Annotated in this window: 21 protein-coding genes; 14 read left to right on the top strand and 7 right to left on the bottom strand. The window is 44.2% G+C overall.

The genetic code is table 11. From position 1 onward, the window contains the following. Positions 1-11: 11 nt before the first annotated feature. Positions 12-1,505 carry an adenylate/guanylate cyclase domain-containing protein gene (locus ACE1CM_RS21735; RefSeq protein WP_374880272.1) on the top strand — a complete coding sequence of 498 codons (1,494 nt, stop codon included), beginning with the start codon at positions 12-14 and terminating at the stop codon, positions 1,503-1,505. A 110-nt stretch (positions 1,506-1,615) separates the two neighbouring features. On the opposite strand, the gene ACE1CM_RS21730 is transcribed toward ACE1CM_RS21735, so the two are convergent. The 5 genes from ACE1CM_RS21730 to ACE1CM_RS21710 all read right to left on the bottom strand — a co-directional run bounded on the left by ACE1CM_RS21730 (position 1,616) and on the right by ACE1CM_RS21710 (position 5,691). After that, the gene (locus ACE1CM_RS21730) at positions 1,616-2,659 is read right to left on the bottom strand and encodes an agmatinase family protein (RefSeq protein WP_374880270.1); all 1,044 of its coding nucleotides are present in this window, start codon (positions 2,657-2,659) and stop codon (positions 1,616-1,618) included. A gap of 332 nt (positions 2,660-2,991) precedes the next feature. Then, the gene (gene iscB, locus ACE1CM_RS21725; RefSeq protein ID WP_374880268.1) at positions 2,992-4,296 is read right to left on the bottom strand and encodes an RNA-guided endonuclease IscB; all 1,305 of its coding nucleotides are present in this window, start codon (positions 4,294-4,296) and stop codon (positions 2,992-2,994) included. A gap of 109 nt (positions 4,297-4,405) precedes the next feature. Further along, on the bottom strand, positions 4,406-4,726 hold the full coding sequence (locus tag ACE1CM_RS21720; RefSeq protein WP_374880266.1) for a hypothetical protein: 321 nt from the start codon (positions 4,724-4,726) through the stop codon (positions 4,406-4,408). A gap of 59 nt (positions 4,727-4,785) precedes the next feature. Next, a complete protein-coding gene (locus tag ACE1CM_RS21715; RefSeq protein ID WP_374880264.1) occupies positions 4,786-5,196 on the bottom strand; it encodes a 2TM domain-containing protein in 411 nt (136 codons plus the stop codon). A 24-nt stretch (positions 5,197-5,220) separates the two neighbouring features. After that, a complete protein-coding gene (locus ACE1CM_RS21710) occupies positions 5,221-5,691 on the bottom strand; it encodes a DUF3291 domain-containing protein (protein ID WP_374880262.1) in 471 nt (156 codons plus the stop codon). A gap of 104 nt (positions 5,692-5,795) precedes the next feature. On the opposite strand from ACE1CM_RS21710, the gene ACE1CM_RS21705 reads away from it, so the two are divergent. From ACE1CM_RS21705 to ACE1CM_RS21655, 11 genes are all read left to right on the top strand, one after another. Then, on the top strand, positions 5,796-6,326 hold the full coding sequence (locus ACE1CM_RS21705; protein WP_374880260.1) for a PadR family transcriptional regulator: 531 nt from the start codon (positions 5,796-5,798) through the stop codon (positions 6,324-6,326). A gap of 29 nt (positions 6,327-6,355) precedes the next feature. Next, entirely contained in the window at positions 6,356-7,378 is a 1,023-nt protein-coding gene (locus ACE1CM_RS21700; RefSeq protein ID WP_374880258.1) for a nitrilase-related carbon-nitrogen hydrolase, read from the top strand. A gap of 69 nt (positions 7,379-7,447) precedes the next feature. Continuing rightward, complete coding sequence (locus ACE1CM_RS21695) at positions 7,448-8,866, top strand: aldehyde dehydrogenase family protein (protein WP_374880256.1); 1,419 nt, start codon at positions 7,448-7,450, stop codon at positions 8,864-8,866. 16 nt (positions 8,867-8,882) lie between these two features. Then, positions 8,883-9,326: a DUF3598 family protein gene (locus ACE1CM_RS21690; protein WP_374880255.1), complete on the top strand. Its 444-nt coding sequence runs from the start codon at positions 8,883-8,885 to the stop codon at positions 9,324-9,326. 24 nt (positions 9,327-9,350) lie between these two features. Beyond that, positions 9,351-10,172, top strand: coding sequence for an alpha/beta fold hydrolase (locus ACE1CM_RS21685; RefSeq protein WP_374880253.1), 822 nt, complete (start codon positions 9,351-9,353; stop codon positions 10,170-10,172). A 4-nt stretch (positions 10,173-10,176) separates the two neighbouring features. Next, entirely contained in the window at positions 10,177-10,950 is a 774-nt protein-coding gene (locus tag ACE1CM_RS21680) for a DUF4437 domain-containing protein (protein WP_374880252.1), read from the top strand. Continuing rightward, entirely contained in the window at positions 10,947-12,137 is a 1,191-nt protein-coding gene (locus ACE1CM_RS21675) for a class I SAM-dependent methyltransferase (protein WP_374880250.1), read from the top strand. Before ACE1CM_RS21680 ends, ACE1CM_RS21675 begins: the two co-directional genes overlap by 4 nt. Positions 12,138-12,163: 26 nt before the next feature. Beyond that, complete coding sequence (locus ACE1CM_RS21670) at positions 12,164-12,529, top strand: hypothetical protein (protein WP_374880249.1); 366 nt, start codon at positions 12,164-12,166, stop codon at positions 12,527-12,529. 1 nt (position 12,530) lies between these two features. Then, positions 12,531-12,962 carry a YybH family protein gene (locus ACE1CM_RS21665; RefSeq protein WP_374880247.1) on the top strand — a complete coding sequence of 144 codons (432 nt, stop codon included), beginning with the start codon at positions 12,531-12,533 and terminating at the stop codon, positions 12,960-12,962. Between the two features lie 411 nt (positions 12,963-13,373). Further along, positions 13,374-13,637, top strand: coding sequence for a type II toxin-antitoxin system ParD family antitoxin (locus ACE1CM_RS21660; RefSeq protein ID WP_374880246.1), 264 nt, complete (start codon positions 13,374-13,376; stop codon positions 13,635-13,637). A gap of 2 nt (positions 13,638-13,639) precedes the next feature. Continuing rightward, complete coding sequence (locus ACE1CM_RS21655) at positions 13,640-13,933, top strand: type II toxin-antitoxin system RelE/ParE family toxin (RefSeq protein WP_374880244.1); 294 nt, start codon at positions 13,640-13,642, stop codon at positions 13,931-13,933. A gap of 8 nt (positions 13,934-13,941) precedes the next feature. On the opposite strand, the gene ACE1CM_RS21650 is transcribed toward ACE1CM_RS21655, so the two are convergent. Continuing rightward, positions 13,942-15,423 (bottom strand): dihydroorotase family protein, encoded by a 1,482-nt coding sequence (locus tag ACE1CM_RS21650; RefSeq protein ID WP_374880242.1) that lies wholly within the window; start codon positions 15,421-15,423, stop codon positions 13,942-13,944. Positions 15,424-15,493: 70 nt separating this feature from the next. Between ACE1CM_RS21650 and ACE1CM_RS21645 the strand changes: the two genes are divergently transcribed. Further along, positions 15,494-16,288: an aspartyl/asparaginyl beta-hydroxylase domain-containing protein gene (locus ACE1CM_RS21645; protein ID WP_374880240.1), complete on the top strand. Its 795-nt coding sequence runs from the start codon at positions 15,494-15,496 to the stop codon at positions 16,286-16,288. A 303-nt stretch (positions 16,289-16,591) separates the two neighbouring features. Here ACE1CM_RS21645 and ACE1CM_RS21640 read toward each other — a convergent pair whose 3' ends face one another. Next, on the bottom strand, positions 16,592-17,056 hold the full coding sequence (locus ACE1CM_RS21640) for a GNAT family N-acetyltransferase (protein ID WP_374880238.1): 465 nt from the start codon (positions 17,054-17,056) through the stop codon (positions 16,592-16,594). A 147-nt stretch (positions 17,057-17,203) separates the two neighbouring features. On the opposite strand from ACE1CM_RS21640, the gene ACE1CM_RS21635 reads away from it, so the two are divergent. After that, positions 17,204-17,593 carry a nuclear transport factor 2 family protein gene (locus ACE1CM_RS21635; RefSeq protein ID WP_374880236.1) on the top strand — a complete coding sequence of 130 codons (390 nt, stop codon included), beginning with the start codon at positions 17,204-17,206 and terminating at the stop codon, positions 17,591-17,593. Positions 17,594-17,814 lie beyond the last annotated feature (221 nt).

Genomic DNA, 17,814 nt, shown 5'->3' with positions numbered 1-17,814 from the left:
GGAATGATTCCATGAATCTCAACAGCACCCCTAAAATTAAACTGACAATCCGCCAGTCGATTGCCAAATTCCTAGAAACATTGCTCCAACTTCTGTACAGGCGAACTATCCTGTTACTGATTCTCTTTTTCTTTGCAGGAGTAACGGCAGCTGTTTGGAATATGTCCCGCTTATCATCGGGTTTAGTTAAATGGCAAGCTATACAAAATACAGCATTATATGCCCAAGCAATCCAAGAAGCACGCACGGTTTACAGTTCTGAGGTTGTCGATCGGATCAAAGCGATTCACGAAGATTTGATCGTCACCGACACCTATCAAAACCAAATGGGATCCATCCCCGTACCAGTTACATTTTTGATCGAACTCGGTAAGCGCTTGAGTGCAGAAAACCCTGGAATGTCAGTGCGACTGTATAGCGATTACCCCTTTCCTTCGCGGCAATCTGAAGGGGGTGCTAAAGATGATTTTGAACGGGAAGCGCTGAGTTATTTGAGACAGCATCCCGATGAAAAATTTATTCGCTTTGAAAATTTTCACGGTCGTATATGCCTGCGATATGCACAGGCGGATATCCTCAAACCTAGCTGCATCGGTTGTCACAACACCCTGGCTGATAGTCCTAAAAAAGATTGGCAGGTTGGAGACGTGCGAGGAATTTTGGAAATTTCCACTCCCATCGATCGAGTGATGAAAAAAACTGAGGATGGTTTGAAAGAAACTTCGCTCACCTTAGCCGGGATTTCTTTATTGGGAATAATGGGGATAACCCTGGTAATTGCCAGGTTGAAGCACACTGCGAAAGAGTTAGAATTGCGCGTAATCGAACGCACGGCAGATTTACGCAAGGCTAACGAGGAACTCGCAGTAGAACAGGAAAAATCCGAGCGTTTGTTACTCAATATTCTGCCCGAACCGATTGCGAGTCGCCTGAAAGATCAACACCAAAGCATTGCCGATGGATTTGCTGAAGTGACGATTTTATTTGCCGATATCGTTAAGTTTACCGAGCTATCTTCACAGGTATCGCCAGAAGAATTAGTTTCGTTGCTGAATGAAATTTTCTCGGCGTTCGATCGCTTGACCGAACGATATGGTTTGGAGAAAATCAAGACGATTGGCGATGCGTATATGGTGGCGGGGGGGATTCCCAATCCACGTCCGGATCATGCTGAGGCGGTGGCAGAAATGGCGCTGGATATGCGCGAGGAAATTGCTGAATTTAACAAAAGGCATGACAGCAATTGTAATATCCGAATTGGGATTAATACGGGTCCGGTTGTTGCTGGGGTAATTGGTACGAAAAAGTTTATTTATGACCTTTGGGGCGATACGGTTAATGTCGCCAGTCGGATGGAGTCTCATGGTATGCCAGGGGCGATTCAGGTAACTGCTGATACTTACGAAAGGTTGGGCGATCGCTTCGAGTTTGAGGCAAGGGGTGAAATTAAAATTAAAGGCAAGGGCGAGATGATGACTTATCTTTTAATTGGCAGGAAATGCTAATTGCTAATTGCTAATTGCTAATTGCTAATATAGGATTTTTACTGACATTAGCCATTAGCGATTAGCCATTAGCCGCTGTTGGCGAGATAACTAGCAACTTGGGTGAGCTTTTACTGGGATAATGCCATTAAATTGCACAGTTTATAAACTGCTCTTGCTCCTACGTTACCATCCCATTCACCATCGCCAACTTCGCAGATGTCAAAGCCAATAATTTGGCGTCCGCTATGTAGGAGTTCTCGGAATAAGCAATAAGTTTGTTCTAGTTCTAATCCTCCGGGGACGGGTGTTCCTGTGTTGGGACATAGTTTGGGGTCTAGTCCATCTACGTCGAAGCTGATGTAAACTTGTTGGGGCAATTCTGCGACGATTTGCTTGCAGATTTCTAACCAGGGAATGCCTGCATAAAGTTTTTGTTTCAACATCGGATCGTAGTAGGTGGAAATTCGTCCGTTGGATTGTTGAATTATGTTAATTTCATCTTGACAAATGTCGCGAATTCCTACTTGAACTAATTTGGATATTTGCGGCAATTGTAGGGCGTTAAACATGATTGAGGCATGAGAATATTGGAATCCTTCGTAGGCGTCGCGTAAGTCGGCGTGGGCGTCTATGTGTAAAATTCCAAAGTCTGGATAATGTTGTGCTAATGCTTGGATATATCCCAAGGGGACGCTGTGATCTCCGCCAATTACTGCTACTTTTTTACCTTGGTTTATGGCAGCAGTAGCGTTATCAAATAGCCATTGATTGACGTTTTGGCATTCGCGAGCGATGTTTTTTAGGATTTGTGAAAGATCGGGATCGTCTTCGATGCGATATCCTTGTTCCAAATGTTCGATGATTCGGGTAGCATCTTGTCTCTTGGCTTCATTTTTTTGCTGGATATGGGCAGGAATTTCTCCCATGAAAATACCTTGTTTCCAGCCTTCTGGATTGTCGAAATCGTAGATATCTAGTTGGCGAGAAGCTGCTAAAACTCTCCCTGGACCAGATGCTGTACCGCCGCCATAGGAAACTGTTACTTCCCAGGGTACGCCGAAGACGATAATATTGGCAGATTCGTAATCAAAGGGAAGTCCCAAAAAGTTGCCGTTATCGATACCAATATCGTTGGGATTAAAGTTTTGCAGGATTTCTTCTTTTGTCACCATTGAATTTTTCCTCGATTGATTTGGGTTAGTTGAGATTTTGCCATAGCTTCCACAACCCGCCAGGGATTGAAATCCCTGGCTAATAGCGAAAGTCCTCTAAACAGGACTGGGAAAATAATTCAGTCCATTTTAATGGACTTTTGCTATTAGCCCGGAAATTTATTTCCGGGCGGGTTGGTGGTAAGGTACAAGATCTTAATTAACAGAACGCCTCGATCATATTAGCGTTATTTCTATTTTTTGAGGAGATTGCAGATTAGTTCGCCTGCACCATTGGATTCAAATGGCACCAGGGTTCCATCGGGGCGAATTTTTGTGCGATCGCGACACATCTAATCGCCAATTCCAGGGACAATAGCGGAGAACTTATACATATAGCCATCATTGCGGTGAATTGTCCTACAGTATTTGTAACGGACTGGACTGACTTTTCCTGTGGCACAAATCATTTCAAAAACTCCACTCGCTCTGACAATTAGCCTACCGACATGAGTCCCCGCAAATTTTCCTGTAGGCAGCGTTGCTTGTACCATGTCACCTGTTTCAAAACCAAAAAATTCCTTGCACCGTGTTTTGTGTTTAATTGGGAAGCCATATTTATTAGGCTGGCACATCTGACGGCTGCCCCATCCTTTGGCTTGAATCAATAAAGGTTGTGAAGTCAAGATTTTTAATTCGGACACTACCCCCACGCAAGCTGCATCTAACCAATGAGTTTTTGGTAATTTCAATCGAGTCCGATTGTATTTGGTGCGACCGCCGGTTGAAGTTTCTACAGGTAATGATGTTGCTTTTAATCTGTTGAAGAGTTGCCAGCGGGTACTATTTACTGCTGCTGCATCTTTCAGGGGTTGTTTTGCTTGTTTTAAGATCCGATTTAACACGTCTGGTTTCTGTGGCAAGAAATCTTTAATATCTTGATTTCCTTTGGCAAGGTTGCAAGCGTTACAAGCAATTGTCAAATTAGAGACTCGGGAACTTCCACCTTTTGATTTGGGGTGAATATGTTCAATTTCTAAGGGGACATTTTCTGCATGGCAGTAAGCACATTTTCTTCCCCATTTTTCTAGTAAATATTCTCTAATCTCGTAGCCTGCTAGTTCTCCTTGTTGGTACTCTCTACCAGATATTTCCGGGTTTGACATTGCTTGGGTGTCAAATTTAACCAACTCCTGAGATATGCTTGCAATCGGCACGTATCGGCGTATCCGGTTTACCCATGTCAGGATATTTGCGATTCTAGACTCTATGCTAGGTGGCAACCATCCTGGTTTACGAGTCCGGTTTTTAAACCGTGCTTGGCGATACCTGGTTTTCCGGTTTCTGCGGTGACGACGAATTGCACGACGCGATTCTAAGTCGTTGTTAATTTGTTGTCCCCTGTGGGTTAATTCGGCACCCCAAATTACTTTGTCATCCCGGACAATTGCTAATCCTGTTAAGAGAGAACCAGGATCAATTTTTAATTGATGGGGCTGTGTTTGGGGATGAGATACTGCGTATTTGAGTACGATTGTCAATGGGTAACGTCGATAAATAGCTGCTTTTCGTTGTTTTAACAATCGCCTCGCTTGTCCTGGTGGTACGGGGTTAAGCTGTTGTCCGTTGGTATCGATAACAAATACAAAATTAGACATCAATGTCCTCCCTTTCGGGGTAATGTTTTCCTCGCCAATGTTTTGAGGGCTTGTTGTGTCAATCGCACTTCCTTAACCAAATACGGATGTTTAACGATTGAAGACAGGGCTACAGGCACCGAAAGCACCCGTAGGTGTCATGACCCCCAAAACGTAGTTTGTAACTAAGGCTGGCTACCTCTGCAATGAAAGAAGTGGTTTTCCACTTTTGTCCACTGTTTGGTGGATAGCGACAATTATAAACCTCAAGTGGCCTTGCCACCCCATCAATGCTAACAACTGCCCGATACTCCCAGTAATTCTTGGCACTGCGCTTGATACTTTTGATGCAAATGACGCGGCGATCCGAGGTGCGACAGAAGGATGCTTGTGCCGGGTGTGCCAGCACAAACCATAAAGTTACTAACAGCAGTAGAGCGATATATTTCACTTGATGCCAAATTTGTTACCCTGCTAGAAGCTTAGCTCAAAACCGCCCCATGTTTGCTTTTAATATTTCAATCTTCCGATAGATGCGGCTGAGTACTTTTCATCTTTTAGATGGTACGTACATGAACCGTGAATTCCTAGACCTAACCCCCAACCCAGTAAGGGATATACTGCCCAAAAATATTTCGGGTTAGTTACTAGGTTCAAAAGTATTAAAAAGGTATTGACCGCTACGAATGGAATCAAATGTGCTTTAAACCCTCTTTGGCGGCGGGCGTCCACTACCTGTTTCTGTTGGATTTTTTCTCGATCTTGCTGCCATTCTTGTTGGGCAATTTGCAGTGCAGAGGCAGAAATTCCCAGTTCTGTTGCCATTTCTTTTAGCTGTTGTTCTGAAAATTCTCCGGTTTGTTGATGATTCATTGCCCGTTGCAGAATTTGCTGTACTTCTTCTGAATGAAAGGTAGCCATGTGTGTATCCTCGATTTTTGCTAGCTAAAACAAAGAAACCCGGTTTCTAGGAGTTCTGTATTTGATTCTGGGATGCAATCTCAGTCCTATTTTAGAGGATTTAGGTTGCGGGATATTTCGCTGCAAATGAGCAGGTGAAGGATGAGATAGTTTAGTTAAAAAACCCTCTTTAATTAGGCGTTCGTGAACTTCTATCCAGTCGGGAAGATTGTCATCTTCTTGTCGCCAGTGAACTAATGAAGCTTCATCGCACCAATCTTGAATTTTTGGCATGACGCTGCGGTGTGCGCCTGCGTTGCGGTAAATTTTCATCGCTGCTTGTTCTTCCCAAGCTGTCATTGTCCAATAAGTTTGATTTGCATCTACTAAAAGCTTCCCTCCTTTAAAACCTTTCGTGTTGATAACTTGCCACGTACTTAGCAATACGTTCAACAAAAATGGTGGTAGATAGAGACGCGATCGCAAACGCAACCTCGTTACAGAAATAAATGTCATGGTCAAATCCTCTCGAGCTCTTTTTGCAACTCGTTTAATATGCAACTAATTGCAGTTATGGGTTCACTGTATACTCAACAAATTGCATATGTCAAGGGTGAGTTATGGCTTTAGCAGAGGCAATTTTGGCAGCGTTAATCGAGAAACCATGTAGCGGATACGACTTAGCAAAGCGGTTTGATGGGTCTGTGGGCTTCTTCTGGAAGGCAACGCATCAGCAGATTTACCGAGAACTGACAAAGTTAGAAGAACTTGGTTTTATCAGTGCTGAAAGAGTCCATCAAGAGGGAAGACCGGATAAAAAACTTTACAATGTGACGGAGGAGGGCAAGGCACATTTGAGAGAATGGATTGCCAAGCCTGGTGAGATCGGTCCGATGAAGGATGAGTTGCTGGTTAAACTGTTTGCCGGGTATGTAGTTCCCGTGCAGACTATGCTGGCGGAACTGGAAAATCACCGGGCACAGCACTTGGAAAGATTAGCGACATATCGAGAAATCGAGCAAAAGTACTTTAAGAACCCGGAAACGCTGCCGATTGAGGGAAAATACGTGTATTTGACCTTAAGGCAGGGAATTCGCTCCGAAACGGAATGGTTAGCTTGGTGTGAGGAAGCGATCGCATTCTTGAGCTAAAATCTGGGCAACCCCAATCGGCGAACAAAATGGACTCATTCAGGGTTTTAGCACTCCAGGTGACGTGCCATGCAGTCAACGCGGCGCGGGATAGAGAAGAAGCGCGATCGCTAATATACCAAGCGATCGCTCGCTTAGAACAACAAATCGCCGCCAGTATCGCCTTTATCGGCTTTGACTGCAAATTAATCGTCCTGCCAGAATATTTCCTCACCGGCTTTCCGATGGGAGAATCCCTAACAGTTTGGGCAGAAAAAGCTTGCATCGAAATGGCAGGCGCAGAATACGAAGCCCTCGCTAAAATTGCCCAAAAACACAACATCTTTTTAGCCGGAAACGCCTACGAACTTGACCCCAACTTTCCAGGCTTATACTTCCAAACCTGCTTTATCATCGATCCTTCCGGCACGATAATCTTGCGCTATCGACGCCTCAATTCCATGTTTGCCCCCACACCCCACGACGTGTGGGACAAATACCTCGAATGTTACGGATTAGATGGAGTATTCCCCGTAGCCAAAACAGCCATCGGCAACTTAGCAGCACTAGCATCCGAAGAAATATTGTATCCAGAAGTAGCCCGCTGCTTAGCCTTGCGGGGCGCAGAGATATTTTTACATTCCACCTCCGAAGTATATGGTAGAGATCCCTCGCCAAAAGACGCCGCCAAAATATGCCGTGCCGTCGAAAACATGGCCTACGTAATATCAGCCAACACAGCCGGAATAGCCAACACATCGATCCCAACTTCATCAGCCGACGGCGGCTCTAAAATCATAGATTATCGCGGATTAATCTTAGCAGAAACAGCAACAGGAGAAAGCATGGCAGCCTTCGCCGAAATCGATCTCGCAGCATTGCGAAGATACCGCCGCCGCCCCGGACTAAATAACCTCCTTTCCCGCCAAAGACTAGAACTTTACGCCCAAACCTACCACCAAACCCAAATTTACCCCCCCAACACAATGCTAAATCCAGAAATAGATCGAAAACACTTCATCCAAACCCAACAAAAAACCATCGAAAACCTATCTAACTTAGGCATAATCTAAAAATCTCTCGATCGCCTTCCTTCCTCTGCGTCCTCTGCGTCTCGGCGGTTCAATTCTTCAAAAATTGATATGACCCAACAGATTAACATACGCAATCCCAGAACCGGAAAAACCGACTACACAATTACCCCGCCAACATCCGAACAACTGGCGGAAAAAAGCACCCACCTGCGCCAAGCACAAATCAATTGGCAACAGCAAGGACTATCCCACAGAATTGAAACATTACAACAGTGGAAACAAGCAATCTTATCCCAAAAAGATCGACTAAAAGAAGCATTAATAACCGACACCGGCAGATTACCCATATCAATCCTAGAAATTGATTCATTCATTTCCAGCATCGACCGCTGGTGTAGAATAGCCCCAGACTTATTATCAGAACAATCAAAAAACACAACGATTCCCTTTATCCGCCTGCAAAGTCAACTCGTTCCCTACCCATTAGTTGGGGTCATCAGTCCGTGGAACTTCCCCCTATTACTTTCTATTATTGATACAATTCCCGCCTTACTAGCCGGGTGTGCAGTCATCGTAAAACCCAGCGAAATTGCCCCTAGATTTATTCAACCCTTACTAGAAACAATTGCATCAGTTCCCAACTTACGCGATATATTAACCTACATCGAAGGCGCAGGCGATACGGGTGCAAATTTAATAGAATTGGTCGATTTAGTATGTTTTACAGGCAGCGTCGCCACGGGTAAAAAAGTTGCAGAAGCAGCAGCGAAGCGATTTATTCCCGCATTTTTAGAATTAGGAGGAAAAGACCCGGCAATTGTTTTAGAATCGGCAAATATAGAATTAGCAACTTCGTCTTTATTATGGGGGTCAGTTGTTAATACAGGACAATCCTGTTTATCGATTGAACGGATTTACGTACACGAATCTATTTTCGATAATTTTGTAGTGAAATTGACAGAAAAAGCGCAACGAGTTCAGCTAGCGTATCCCAGAATTGAAAGCGGAGAAATTGGCCCGATTATTGCTGAAAGACAAGCGGCTATTATTCAAGAACACCTCGATGATGCAGTTCAAAAAGGAGCAAAGGTACATTGTGGAGGAACAGTCGAAGAATTGGATGGCGGTTTTTGGTGTCGTCCGACTGTCCTGACGCAAGTGAATCATCAGATGAAGGTGATGGCGGAAGAAACCTTTGGTCCAATTATGCCGATTATGTCATTTTCTAACATTGAGGAGGCGATTTATCTAGCAAATGATAGTATTTATGGATTGAGTGGGGCGGTTTTTGCGGGGGAGGAATCAGAAGCGATCGCAATAGCCCAGCAAATCAACTGCGGGGCGATTAGCATCAACGATTGTGCGTTAACTGCACTGATTTACGAAGGCGAGAAAAACTCGTTTAAATATTCGGGAATGGGAGGTTCGCGCATGGGGGATGCTGGGATAAAACGATTTATGCGAAAAAAAGCCTTGTTAGTTAAAACTGAGTCTATACCCGATCCTTGGTGGTTTAAGATTGAATAAATTGAGGAACAAAGCTATGTCTATACGCGATGAAATGCCCGTACTCGTCCGACACGAAGGCGACTGGGTGGGGACGTATACGGTAATAGATAATCAGGGAAATATCCTTGATAAATACAACTCCCATTTAACTTGCCAATTTCCAGAAGATAGAGACTATCCCTATTACCAAACTAATCGGTATGAGTGGGCTGACGGTAAGCGGGAGGAATATCAATTTCCAGGAATGTACCGGGATAAAAAACTCTGGTTTGACACGGAACGTATAGATGGTTGCGCCTGGGAAGCGGACGATACTACCATTATCCTGCACTTCACCTATAAAAACATGCCCGAGATGTCTTTATATGAAATGATTTTGATTAGTCCCTGCAATAACTATCGCGCCCGCACTTGGCATTGGTTGAAGAACAATCAAATTTACCAACGTACTTTAATTCAAGAAGAACGGATGCGATAACACATTTTGAGTTGAGAAAATAAAATGATCAACCCAATTAAGCGTGCTTTCCTAGACACAGAAGATGGGCAAATTCATTACCGAATAGGCGGGGAGGGAGAGCCTTTGCTGCTATTGCATATGAACCCTCGCAGTAGTGACGAGTATCGAGAGTTGATGCCGATTTTGGCACAAAAGTACCGCGCGATCGCGATGGACTTATTGGGGCTGGGAGATTCCGACAAACCTTCAAGAATGTATTCAATGGAGGACTACGCAAAAACCGTCGTCTTACTCCTAGACTCATTAGGTCTACAAACAGTAAGCATCCTGGGAAACCATACAGGGGCTTATATCGCAGGAGAAGTAGCGGCAGCTTATCCCGATCGGGTTGAAAAAATTATATTATGTAACGTGGATAACTTTAGCGAAGAGACAAAAGCAGCTCTCGCCAAGAAATTTGAAGATTTCAAAATCAAAGCAGATGGCTCCCACCTGATGGAAAGATGGTCAGCTAGAGCAGAATATATAGGTTCTGCTGAGTTAAATCATCGTTGGGTTTTAGACGATTTGAAATGCTTTGGCTATCCTTTGTATGCACCTTGGGCGGTGATAAATTATATCGATGCTGTAGAAGAACGATTTCGTTTAATTAAGTGTCCTATCCTGATAATGTCGGGAACCGAAGACATAAAACAACTTGAACGACTAGGTTTATCCAAGGCAGATAATAGGCATTTTATTTCAACAGCAATTCCTCAGGCAAAAATGGTTGAAATTGAAGGCGGGACAATCTGCATGATGAATCAAATGCCTGAAGCAATAGCCAAAGTAGTAGGTGATTTCCTTGACGGAACAGGTAACTAACGATATGGCAAGAAAGCACATTGAGTTCATTCAATCAGCGGATGTCGTGCAAAAATCATGGGTTGTAGATGGCCTCACCGAAGGTGCCTTGACACGCATTCTGAGCTTCGATACTGAAACAAATGCCTCCACCGAACTGGTCGAGTGGACGCGAACCTGGGAAAGCGATTCTGGTTATTTCAACTGCAACGTGGAAATTTTTGTTATCAGTGGAGAAATGCGGATTGGGCAACTTCGTCTGGGACGCTACACTTATGGCTTCATTCCGGAAGGGGTTTGCATTGAACCGTGGATTGCCCAAGAAAAGACTACAGCTTTATGGATGCCTGACCGCCATCCCAGCTTTGTGCAATCATGGGACGATGCACCGGGAGCCAACAGACAACTCTACATCCCCTCCCTGAGTTCTGAGCTGATTCCCTGGTCTCAAACTCTAACCCCAGGTTTCCCGCCAGGAGCGATGAGAAAAACCTTGCGTAAGGAGCCTGAAGGCGGAAGAAGCACCTGGCTTCTGGGGTGTTTACCGCAGTTTGCCGAAACTTCTGCCGAGTATCATCCCATTCCAGAGGAGAACTTTGTCCTCCAAGGCAGTATCACAACACATGCAGGTCACATGACTCCAGGCTGCTATTTTTGGCGTCCACCACTGATTCCCCACGGTCCGACACACACAGAAACTGGATACTTTGCCCTAGTGCGTGGCGGCTATCCCCATGCTTGGTACCATGCCTGGGAACCCCCGTTTCACACCTACTATCCCTGGAACTGGAACAAATGAGTCAATATAACCTACCTCCTGTTTGGAATAGAGTGGGAAAACATGCTGTGTTTCCGGAAGCTAAGCATGACGAAATCGCTCGCTATAATTTTCTGGCTAATTTGAATCGTTACCTGGCAAGTGTTGTTTCTCCTGGGAATAAAATCGCCTATGAAAAGCGTGTTCGTCCGACCTTTGAACAAGAATACGGTCGCGACTTGGAAACGCGAAAAGAGGTGCATGAAGCCATGAAAAAAGACACTTACTATCAGACTTGGAGTGCTATGCGCCGATGTGCTATGGAAATGAGACAACAAGCAGGTCGTTCGTTGGTATTGCGTCAGGCAGATGAACTGGCAGAAAAAGCAAACCATCTGAATCAGGGCAAAGATACGCTTAAACTCAATCCGGAAGTGGAAATCCCCCATTATGTTCGAGTAGTGGATCATCACTGTATGCCAGGTAGTTATTACACGGAACTTATAGAGGGAGACGTAACAGCTGCGGCTAATTACGACTCCGGGCTATTTGTCACAACAACTGGCTTACTAGGGCGAATGAATGATGGAGGAGGTCTGGCGATCGCTCAGTGGCTGAAAACCGAGCATGTGGAATTTCAGCCCAAACGCATCCTTGATATCGGTTGCGGATTAGGTCACAACGTACTTCCCATAGCGCAAGCTTATCCCGATGCTGAAGTCATCGCCATTGATGTAGCTGCTCCTATGTTGAGATACGGACATGCTCGCGCTCAAGACTTAGGCGTCAACAACGTCACCTTTATCCAGATGGATGGTACGAATACCGGATTTGCAGATGAGTCATTCGATTGGATTCAAACCACCATGTTTTTGCACGAAACATCCGATAAAGCCCTCCACAAAATCGTAGAAGAAATTTATCGAATGCTGAAGCCCGGTGGTTTAAATCTTCATATCGAACAACCACAATACACCGAAGATATGGATCTGTACGAGCAATTCATCCGGGATTGGGATGCCTATTATAACAACGAACCCTTTTGGTCTAAGATGCACGACATAGATGTAAAAAAACTCATGCTCCAGGCTGGGTTTAAAGAAAATGCCTTCATCCAAATCGGCGTCAAAGCAGTAAATGACATCCCAGAAGGCCAACAAGCCGATCAAAAGGTAGAAGATTACGGTCGTTCGCCTGTTTGGAATGTATTTGGTGCCTGGAAATACTAATGTTTTCAACCTCAAAGTAAGTAACTATGCAAGAGATTAATGACTTGATTTTAGCGAATAGTAAGAGTAAAGGAAAACGTCCATATTTCTTTGAAGATCCCGCTGTTGAACGGGTACTCAATATTACTATGGCTGTAGCTATGGAACATGCCGTTACTCGCGAACGCTTGGATACTATAGAGCGCCTCCTAGAAGCCAAAGGAATACTGAGTAAATCTGAAATTGATGCCTACGAACCCGACAAAACAGCGGCTCTGGAACGCCAACGCTGGCAGGCAGAATATATTGCTCGCATCCTGCGGATTGTCCAACAAGAACTAGAGGCTTTAGAACATCCGGAAAACAATCGAGATCTGGAAGCGATCGCAGAAGAACTGGGACTTGAGTATTAAAATGACAACTGCAATCGAGCAAATTAATAGCTTTTATCGTGCTATCATGCACAAAGAATTGGAGCGTATTTGCCAGAGTTACGTTCCTAGAGAAGATACTTACGTTTTTGTGGAAGGGCCTCGCTACTCTACTATTGGCTATACCCATATTTCCAAGGGTTGGCGAGATTTTTGCAATTCTGGACTAACCTTGGAAAAAATTGAGTGGGTAGAAGGGCCGTTTACCGAAGCGGCTGGTGATTTCGCTTGGGTAGCAGGAATAATACTGCTAACAGTAGGTGTAAACGGTCAACTTCTGCAACAAACTTTTCGGGCTACTTATGTACTTGAGAAAAATCAAGCAGGTAGCTGGCAAATTCGGCACGAACATGTTTCGGCGCCGCTAAATGACCCTTATGGCATTGGAGATTGGTTGAAAAAAAATGATTCTTAACTTGCCTCGCAATGGAGAGAAATTTTTAATCTCAGGCTGATGCAAAGAAAAGAGGCTCTGCCTCTAGATTCTCGTTCCCAGGCTCCAGCCTGGGAACGAGGTCGAGGAGGCAGAGCCTCCGGTTTTGCAACTAGAGGCTCTGCCTCTAGATTCTCGTTCCCAGGCTCCAGCCTGGGAACGAGGTCGAGGAGGCAGAGCCTCCGGTTTTATTTCAAGGCATTTATGCAAGAGGTCTATTGCAATTGTCTCAATTTAATTGGTGCGATCGCTTCAAATACCGCCCCAAAGGTGAACCCAATACCTGCCCGCGATCGTAAATCAAATTCCCGCGTAAAATTGAGTTCGGTAAGGCTAGAATTTAAGCTAGAATGAGGAAGTACGTTGTGGAAAGTTCGCTATTGTGAGATGGCTATGAACATTACTCTCAAACCCGAACAAGAAATTGTTGTACAAAATTTGCTAACTCAGGGAGAGTTCCAAACAGTCGATGAGGTGATTTCCGCAGCGTTAGCCTTGTTAGAAACTGAGCAACTAGCTTACCAAGCTTGGTTAGCTGATACTCGCGCCAAAGTGGAAGAGGGAATCGCCGCTTTGGAACGGGGTGAAGTCGTCGATGGGGAAACGTTTATGAATCAGTTGCGAGCTAAATTACAAAAAGCAAGAGAGGCGCAGTAGTTGTGCGGTATGTAATTTCGCTGCCTGCATCGCGAGATTTGCAAGCGATCGCAGATTATTTTGCTCAAGTTAATATTGCAGCAGGTGAGCGGTTTTTGGATGAATTCGAGCGGCGATGTCAGCAGATTGTCTCTTTTCCCAATTCCGGTCGTAGTTACAGTGAGTTAAGGGCTAACTTGCGGGGTTTGCCGTTGGAGGGTTACATCATCCTGTATCAAGTCATAACCGATCGGGTTGAAATTGTCCGAGTGGTTCATGGGAAACGGGATTTGCGATCGCTCTTCACCAACTCATAGAAATTGTGTCAATTTAATTGGTGCGATCGCTTCAAATACCGCCCCAAAGGTGACCCCAATACCTGCCCCCGGTCATAAATCAAATTCCCGCGTAAAAATGTGTTCTTAACCCTTCCCGTTAACTCCATCCCCTCAAAGGGGGTATAACCTTGTTGTGACTCTGATTCAGCAGCACGAACAACAAACGTTTCATTTGGATCTACTAGCACCAAATCGGCATCATACCCAATAGCAATATCGCCCTTTTCAAACAAACCAAATCGTTGTGCCGGATTCCAACACAATAACTTTGCCATTTGGTTATATGACATACCCCGCTTGCTACCTTCGCTGACAATTCCTGATAGCAAATATTCCGTACCACCAAAGCCAGATTTAGCCAACCAAATGTTTTCCGGCTCTTTGAAGCTGGCTTTTTGCTCTGCCGAACAACAGGCATGATCGCTCACAATCCAATCAACTTGATTTTGCAATACGGCATTCCATAAATATTCCACATCTGCACGCGGGCGAATCGGCGGATTGACTTTTGCCCATTTACCCGTGGGGGCATCTACATCTAACAACAAATGACCCACTGTAACTTCTCGCTTAAAGTTAATGTGGGGAAAAGTTGCTTGCATCATCAAAGCTGCTTCCACAGCTTTACGAGAACTTAGATGCAGCAAATTGATGTTGACACAATTAGTTTCGTGAGCCAGATAAGATGCAATGCAAATAGCTAAACCTTCTGAATGGGGAGGACGGGCAGCGCTATAAGCATTGAGTCCAGTCAGGCTAGAATCTTGTTGCACAATTTTAGTATAAGCATTGAGAATATCAGCCACTTCACAGTGCAAACTGAGGCTGATCGATTCTTGCATCGCGGGGTAACGTTCCCTTAATTTAGACAAACTCCGCATGATAAATTCAAAGTGAGCGAAGTCGTAACGGTCTTCCTTATTAATCATTAAAAATAGATTCTGTTGCTCGGAAAGACCGTGAAGGCCATAACCTCCATAAAACATAAAAATTTTGAACGAAGCGACCCCATGCTGCTCAAACAACCACTGCATTTCTTCGATATGCTGAGGGCTAATCGGCGCTATATGATAGCCATAATCAACAAAAAAATTGCCATCTGATAAAGCCAGCACTTCAGGGAAAAAATCTTTGTAAGAACCACCTTTATTCAGGTAATACTGACCCGTGCGGATATAGTTCAAGCTGGTGGTCACTCCCCCCATTGCCGCTGCTTTGCTTTCGGTGACAGCATCTTGGTCGAGGGGTTGATAGATGCCGATGTGCATGTGGGCATCAACCACCCCTGGAAAACCGAGTAGGTTTTGAGCGTCAAACACCTCTAGTGCCTGTTCTGGGCTGATTTCCGGTGAAATTTGGCTGAATTTACCATCTTTTATTCCCAGATCCAGGCGATCCACCGATGATTGATTGGGACGAACTACGCGGACGTTTTTGATCAGTCTATCCAGAACTATAGTTTCAGACACAGGTGTAAAATCAAGCTTCTAGAATGGAATTATACCGGGTTCTATGCGATCGCATTCAGGAGAAAAGACAATGGAAACTTTTAACGAGTATCATTTAGACCCAAAGCAGTTCCCTTTTCTGAACACCCTGCAAGAGAACTGGGAAGCGATTCGAGATGAATTCACCAACTTTAGGCAGAAAGCTTCTCAGGAAGAGTTGCAGTTTACCTTTGACGTGATGGGGCCTAAAAGTCAAACGATTAAGACCAAAGGTAAGTCGAAGTATAGCGCTTTTGGGGTGCTATTTCAAGGACTGTTTATTGAACAATATATTCAAGTGCATCAAATTCAATATCCTCAGTATGAGTTACAGGATGTACCCGAAAAAGCACGGGAATTAAGAGAAAGATACTTTCCCAATTTAACTAAGGCGATAGAAGCAACAAATTCGCTGAATGACAACATTCTCAGAAATGTCTATTTTGGGACATTTCTTCCAGGGCTGGATGTTAAACTGCATGTGAATTATAACCCGCACATGAATCGCGGTTATTTAGGGTTAATTGTACCAGAAGGAGATGTGGCGATGAAAATCTGCCATGACAAGCTTTATTGGCATGAAGGCGAATTTATGATTTTAGATCACAGCTATCCCCACTGTCCGCATAATTACACCGATTACGAAAGGACTGTTTTGGTTGTAGATTTCTTTAAACCTGAGAATTCTAGAGAAGAATCGCTCCAGTTTGAACGGGAATTAGTCAGTCAGCGGATGGAAGAAAATCCTTACAGTTTAGGTGTTTTTGGGAAGAATGATAAAGCTACAACTGAAGACTTTATTAAGTATAATTTAAGTCATCAGTTGGAATGGGATAAAGCTTTGTAAGCTTAATAGGATAGTTGGATATTATACCAAATCCGCTTCCATGACCCTCCTTTTAAATGAACCGCCAAGACGCGCCTGTTCGCCAAGAAGAAAGAAGATTATAGGGGTTGTCGAACCGGATTTGATATTAGAAGATAATGACGATATGTGTTGTGCCAGAAACATGCAATATCAACGATCCTGGTAGGGGCACGGCATAAATCAGCTTTGCCGTTAACGAGAAGGTTTTCTCTCGCCGTGCCCCTACAATCGATATTAATCGAAAAGATGCCACCGAATGCAGATGCCTGTCATGGTTTTTGTTCAAAAAAACTTTTGATACGTTACTCCATCGAGAGTATCTTCGTAATAACGCGGCATGATGTAGGCAAATTGATAACCAGCGGCTTCATAGAAGCTTCTTCCTTTAGCATTTAAAACGGGTGTATCAACATAAATGCCTCGTGCCTTTTTGAGTCGTGCAAAAGCTTCTGCTTTGTCTACCAATGCTGAGGCTATACCTTGTCTTTGATAGGTTGGATCGACTGCCAATCCTTGAATTTGAGCAAGTTGATTCCAAATATGGAATTGCACGTAAATGAATGCGATCGCTATATCGTTGTGAATAGCAATGTATACGCCATAGATATCGGAATTCTGCGAAAAAACATCAGCGTTGTGTTCGCTAGCAGTAATGTATTGCTCTGCCCAGCCTATATGTTCGAGAATTCTACGAATTGCAGGGCGATGTGAGTTTGAGTAATCGACAATTGAAACTCTACTTTTCATGGCGTTGCTCGTTTGAGCTAGAGGCTGAGCCTCTATTTTCTCATTCCCAGGCTCAGCCTGGGAATGAGGGGAGCGTCTGGTTTTGCGATCGCAATGCCCCCATCGAACAGGATAATAAAAGCTGATAGCTGAAACTTAACAACCGCAATGAAGCAAGACACGATGGCAGTCGCCCAGCAGGGATTCGAGTACTTTACTCACGGCTTGGCGACGGGGGAGTGGGACTCGTTTTTAGATATGCTCACCGATGATTTTACTTTTTGGTTTCCCGTCGGTTCTTTCCACGGCTTAAATGAGGGGAAAGAAAGAGCAAGGGCATTTTTTGAGTATGTGAGTGAACTCTTCAGCCCAGGCATTACAATTACCTCGATAGAGCGAGTTACTAGCAGCGATACGACGGTTGTTTTTGAGTTTCGGGATGAGGGTAAAATGCGGGGTGAACCTTATAAAAATAGAATTGCGGTTTCGTTTGATATTCGAGGCGATAAGATTTGCGGATATCGGGAATATTTGGGCAGCGATGGGAAGTCGAATTAGGTAATGGGTAATGGGTAATGGGTAATAGTCAGAGTTTGCAGCCCTGAAATAAATTTCAGGCTGAAAGCTAAAACCTGTTAAAACAGGTTGAAGTTTCAGTTTCTATATGTAGATATGTAGGGTGCGTTAGCGATCGCATAACGCACCATTCACCATATTTAGTGTCAAACCCAAATTTTTCTAATGCTGCTATGGCATATTCAAAATTAATTTTTAACCCA

Source organism: Microseira sp. BLCC-F43, assembly GCF_041929235.1.
GTDB lineage: Bacteria > Cyanobacteriota > Cyanobacteriia > Cyanobacteriales > Aerosakkonemataceae > Microseira.
The sequence above is the reverse complement of the archived record's forward strand: the minus strand, read 5'-3'. Positions and strand labels throughout refer to the sequence as shown.

Excerpts from the sequence above, each read along its gene's own strand:
- ACE1CM_RS21640 (WP_374880238.1), bottom strand. The coding sequence starts at position 17,056 with ATGAAAAGTAGAGTTTCAATTGTCGATTACTCAAACTCACATCGCCCT.
- ACE1CM_RS21665 (WP_374880247.1), top strand. The coding sequence starts at position 12,531 with ATGACAACTGCAATCGAGCAAATTAATAGCTTTTATCGTGCTATCATG.
- ACE1CM_RS21715 (WP_374880264.1), bottom strand. The coding sequence starts at position 5,196 with ATGGCTACCTTTCATTCAGAAGAAGTACAGCAAATTCTGCAACGGGCA.
- ACE1CM_RS21675 (WP_374880250.1), top strand. The coding sequence starts at position 10,947 with ATGAGTCAATATAACCTACCTCCTGTTTGGAATAGAGTGGGAAAACAT.
- ACE1CM_RS21710 (WP_374880262.1), bottom strand. The coding sequence starts at position 5,691 with ATGACATTTATTTCTGTAACGAGGTTGCGTTTGCGATCGCGTCTCTAT.
- ACE1CM_RS21690 (WP_374880255.1), top strand. The coding sequence starts at position 8,883 with ATGTCTATACGCGATGAAATGCCCGTACTCGTCCGACACGAAGGCGAC.
- ACE1CM_RS21730 (WP_374880270.1), bottom strand. The coding sequence starts at position 2,659 with ATGGTGACAAAAGAAGAAATCCTGCAAAACTTTAATCCCAACGATATT.
- ACE1CM_RS21685 (WP_374880253.1), top strand. The coding sequence starts at position 9,351 with ATGATCAACCCAATTAAGCGTGCTTTCCTAGACACAGAAGATGGGCAA.
- ACE1CM_RS21645 (WP_374880240.1), top strand. The coding sequence starts at position 15,494 with ATGGAAACTTTTAACGAGTATCATTTAGACCCAAAGCAGTTCCCTTTT.
- ACE1CM_RS21635 (WP_374880236.1), top strand. The coding sequence starts at position 17,204 with ATGAAGCAAGACACGATGGCAGTCGCCCAGCAGGGATTCGAGTACTTT.
- ACE1CM_RS21695 (WP_374880256.1), top strand. The coding sequence starts at position 7,448 with ATGACCCAACAGATTAACATACGCAATCCCAGAACCGGAAAAACCGAC.
- ACE1CM_RS21660 (WP_374880246.1), top strand. The coding sequence starts at position 13,374 with ATGAACATTACTCTCAAACCCGAACAAGAAATTGTTGTACAAAATTTG.
- ACE1CM_RS21680 (WP_374880252.1), top strand. The coding sequence starts at position 10,177 with ATGGCAAGAAAGCACATTGAGTTCATTCAATCAGCGGATGTCGTGCAA.
- ACE1CM_RS21735 (WP_374880272.1), top strand. The coding sequence starts at position 12 with ATGAATCTCAACAGCACCCCTAAAATTAAACTGACAATCCGCCAGTCG.
- ACE1CM_RS21700 (WP_374880258.1), top strand. The coding sequence starts at position 6,356 with ATGGACTCATTCAGGGTTTTAGCACTCCAGGTGACGTGCCATGCAGTC.
- ACE1CM_RS21670 (WP_374880249.1), top strand. The coding sequence starts at position 12,164 with ATGCAAGAGATTAATGACTTGATTTTAGCGAATAGTAAGAGTAAAGGA.
- iscB (WP_374880268.1), bottom strand. The coding sequence starts at position 4,296 with ATGTCTAATTTTGTATTTGTTATCGATACCAACGGACAACAGCTTAAC.
- ACE1CM_RS21705 (WP_374880260.1), top strand. The coding sequence starts at position 5,796 with ATGGCTTTAGCAGAGGCAATTTTGGCAGCGTTAATCGAGAAACCATGT.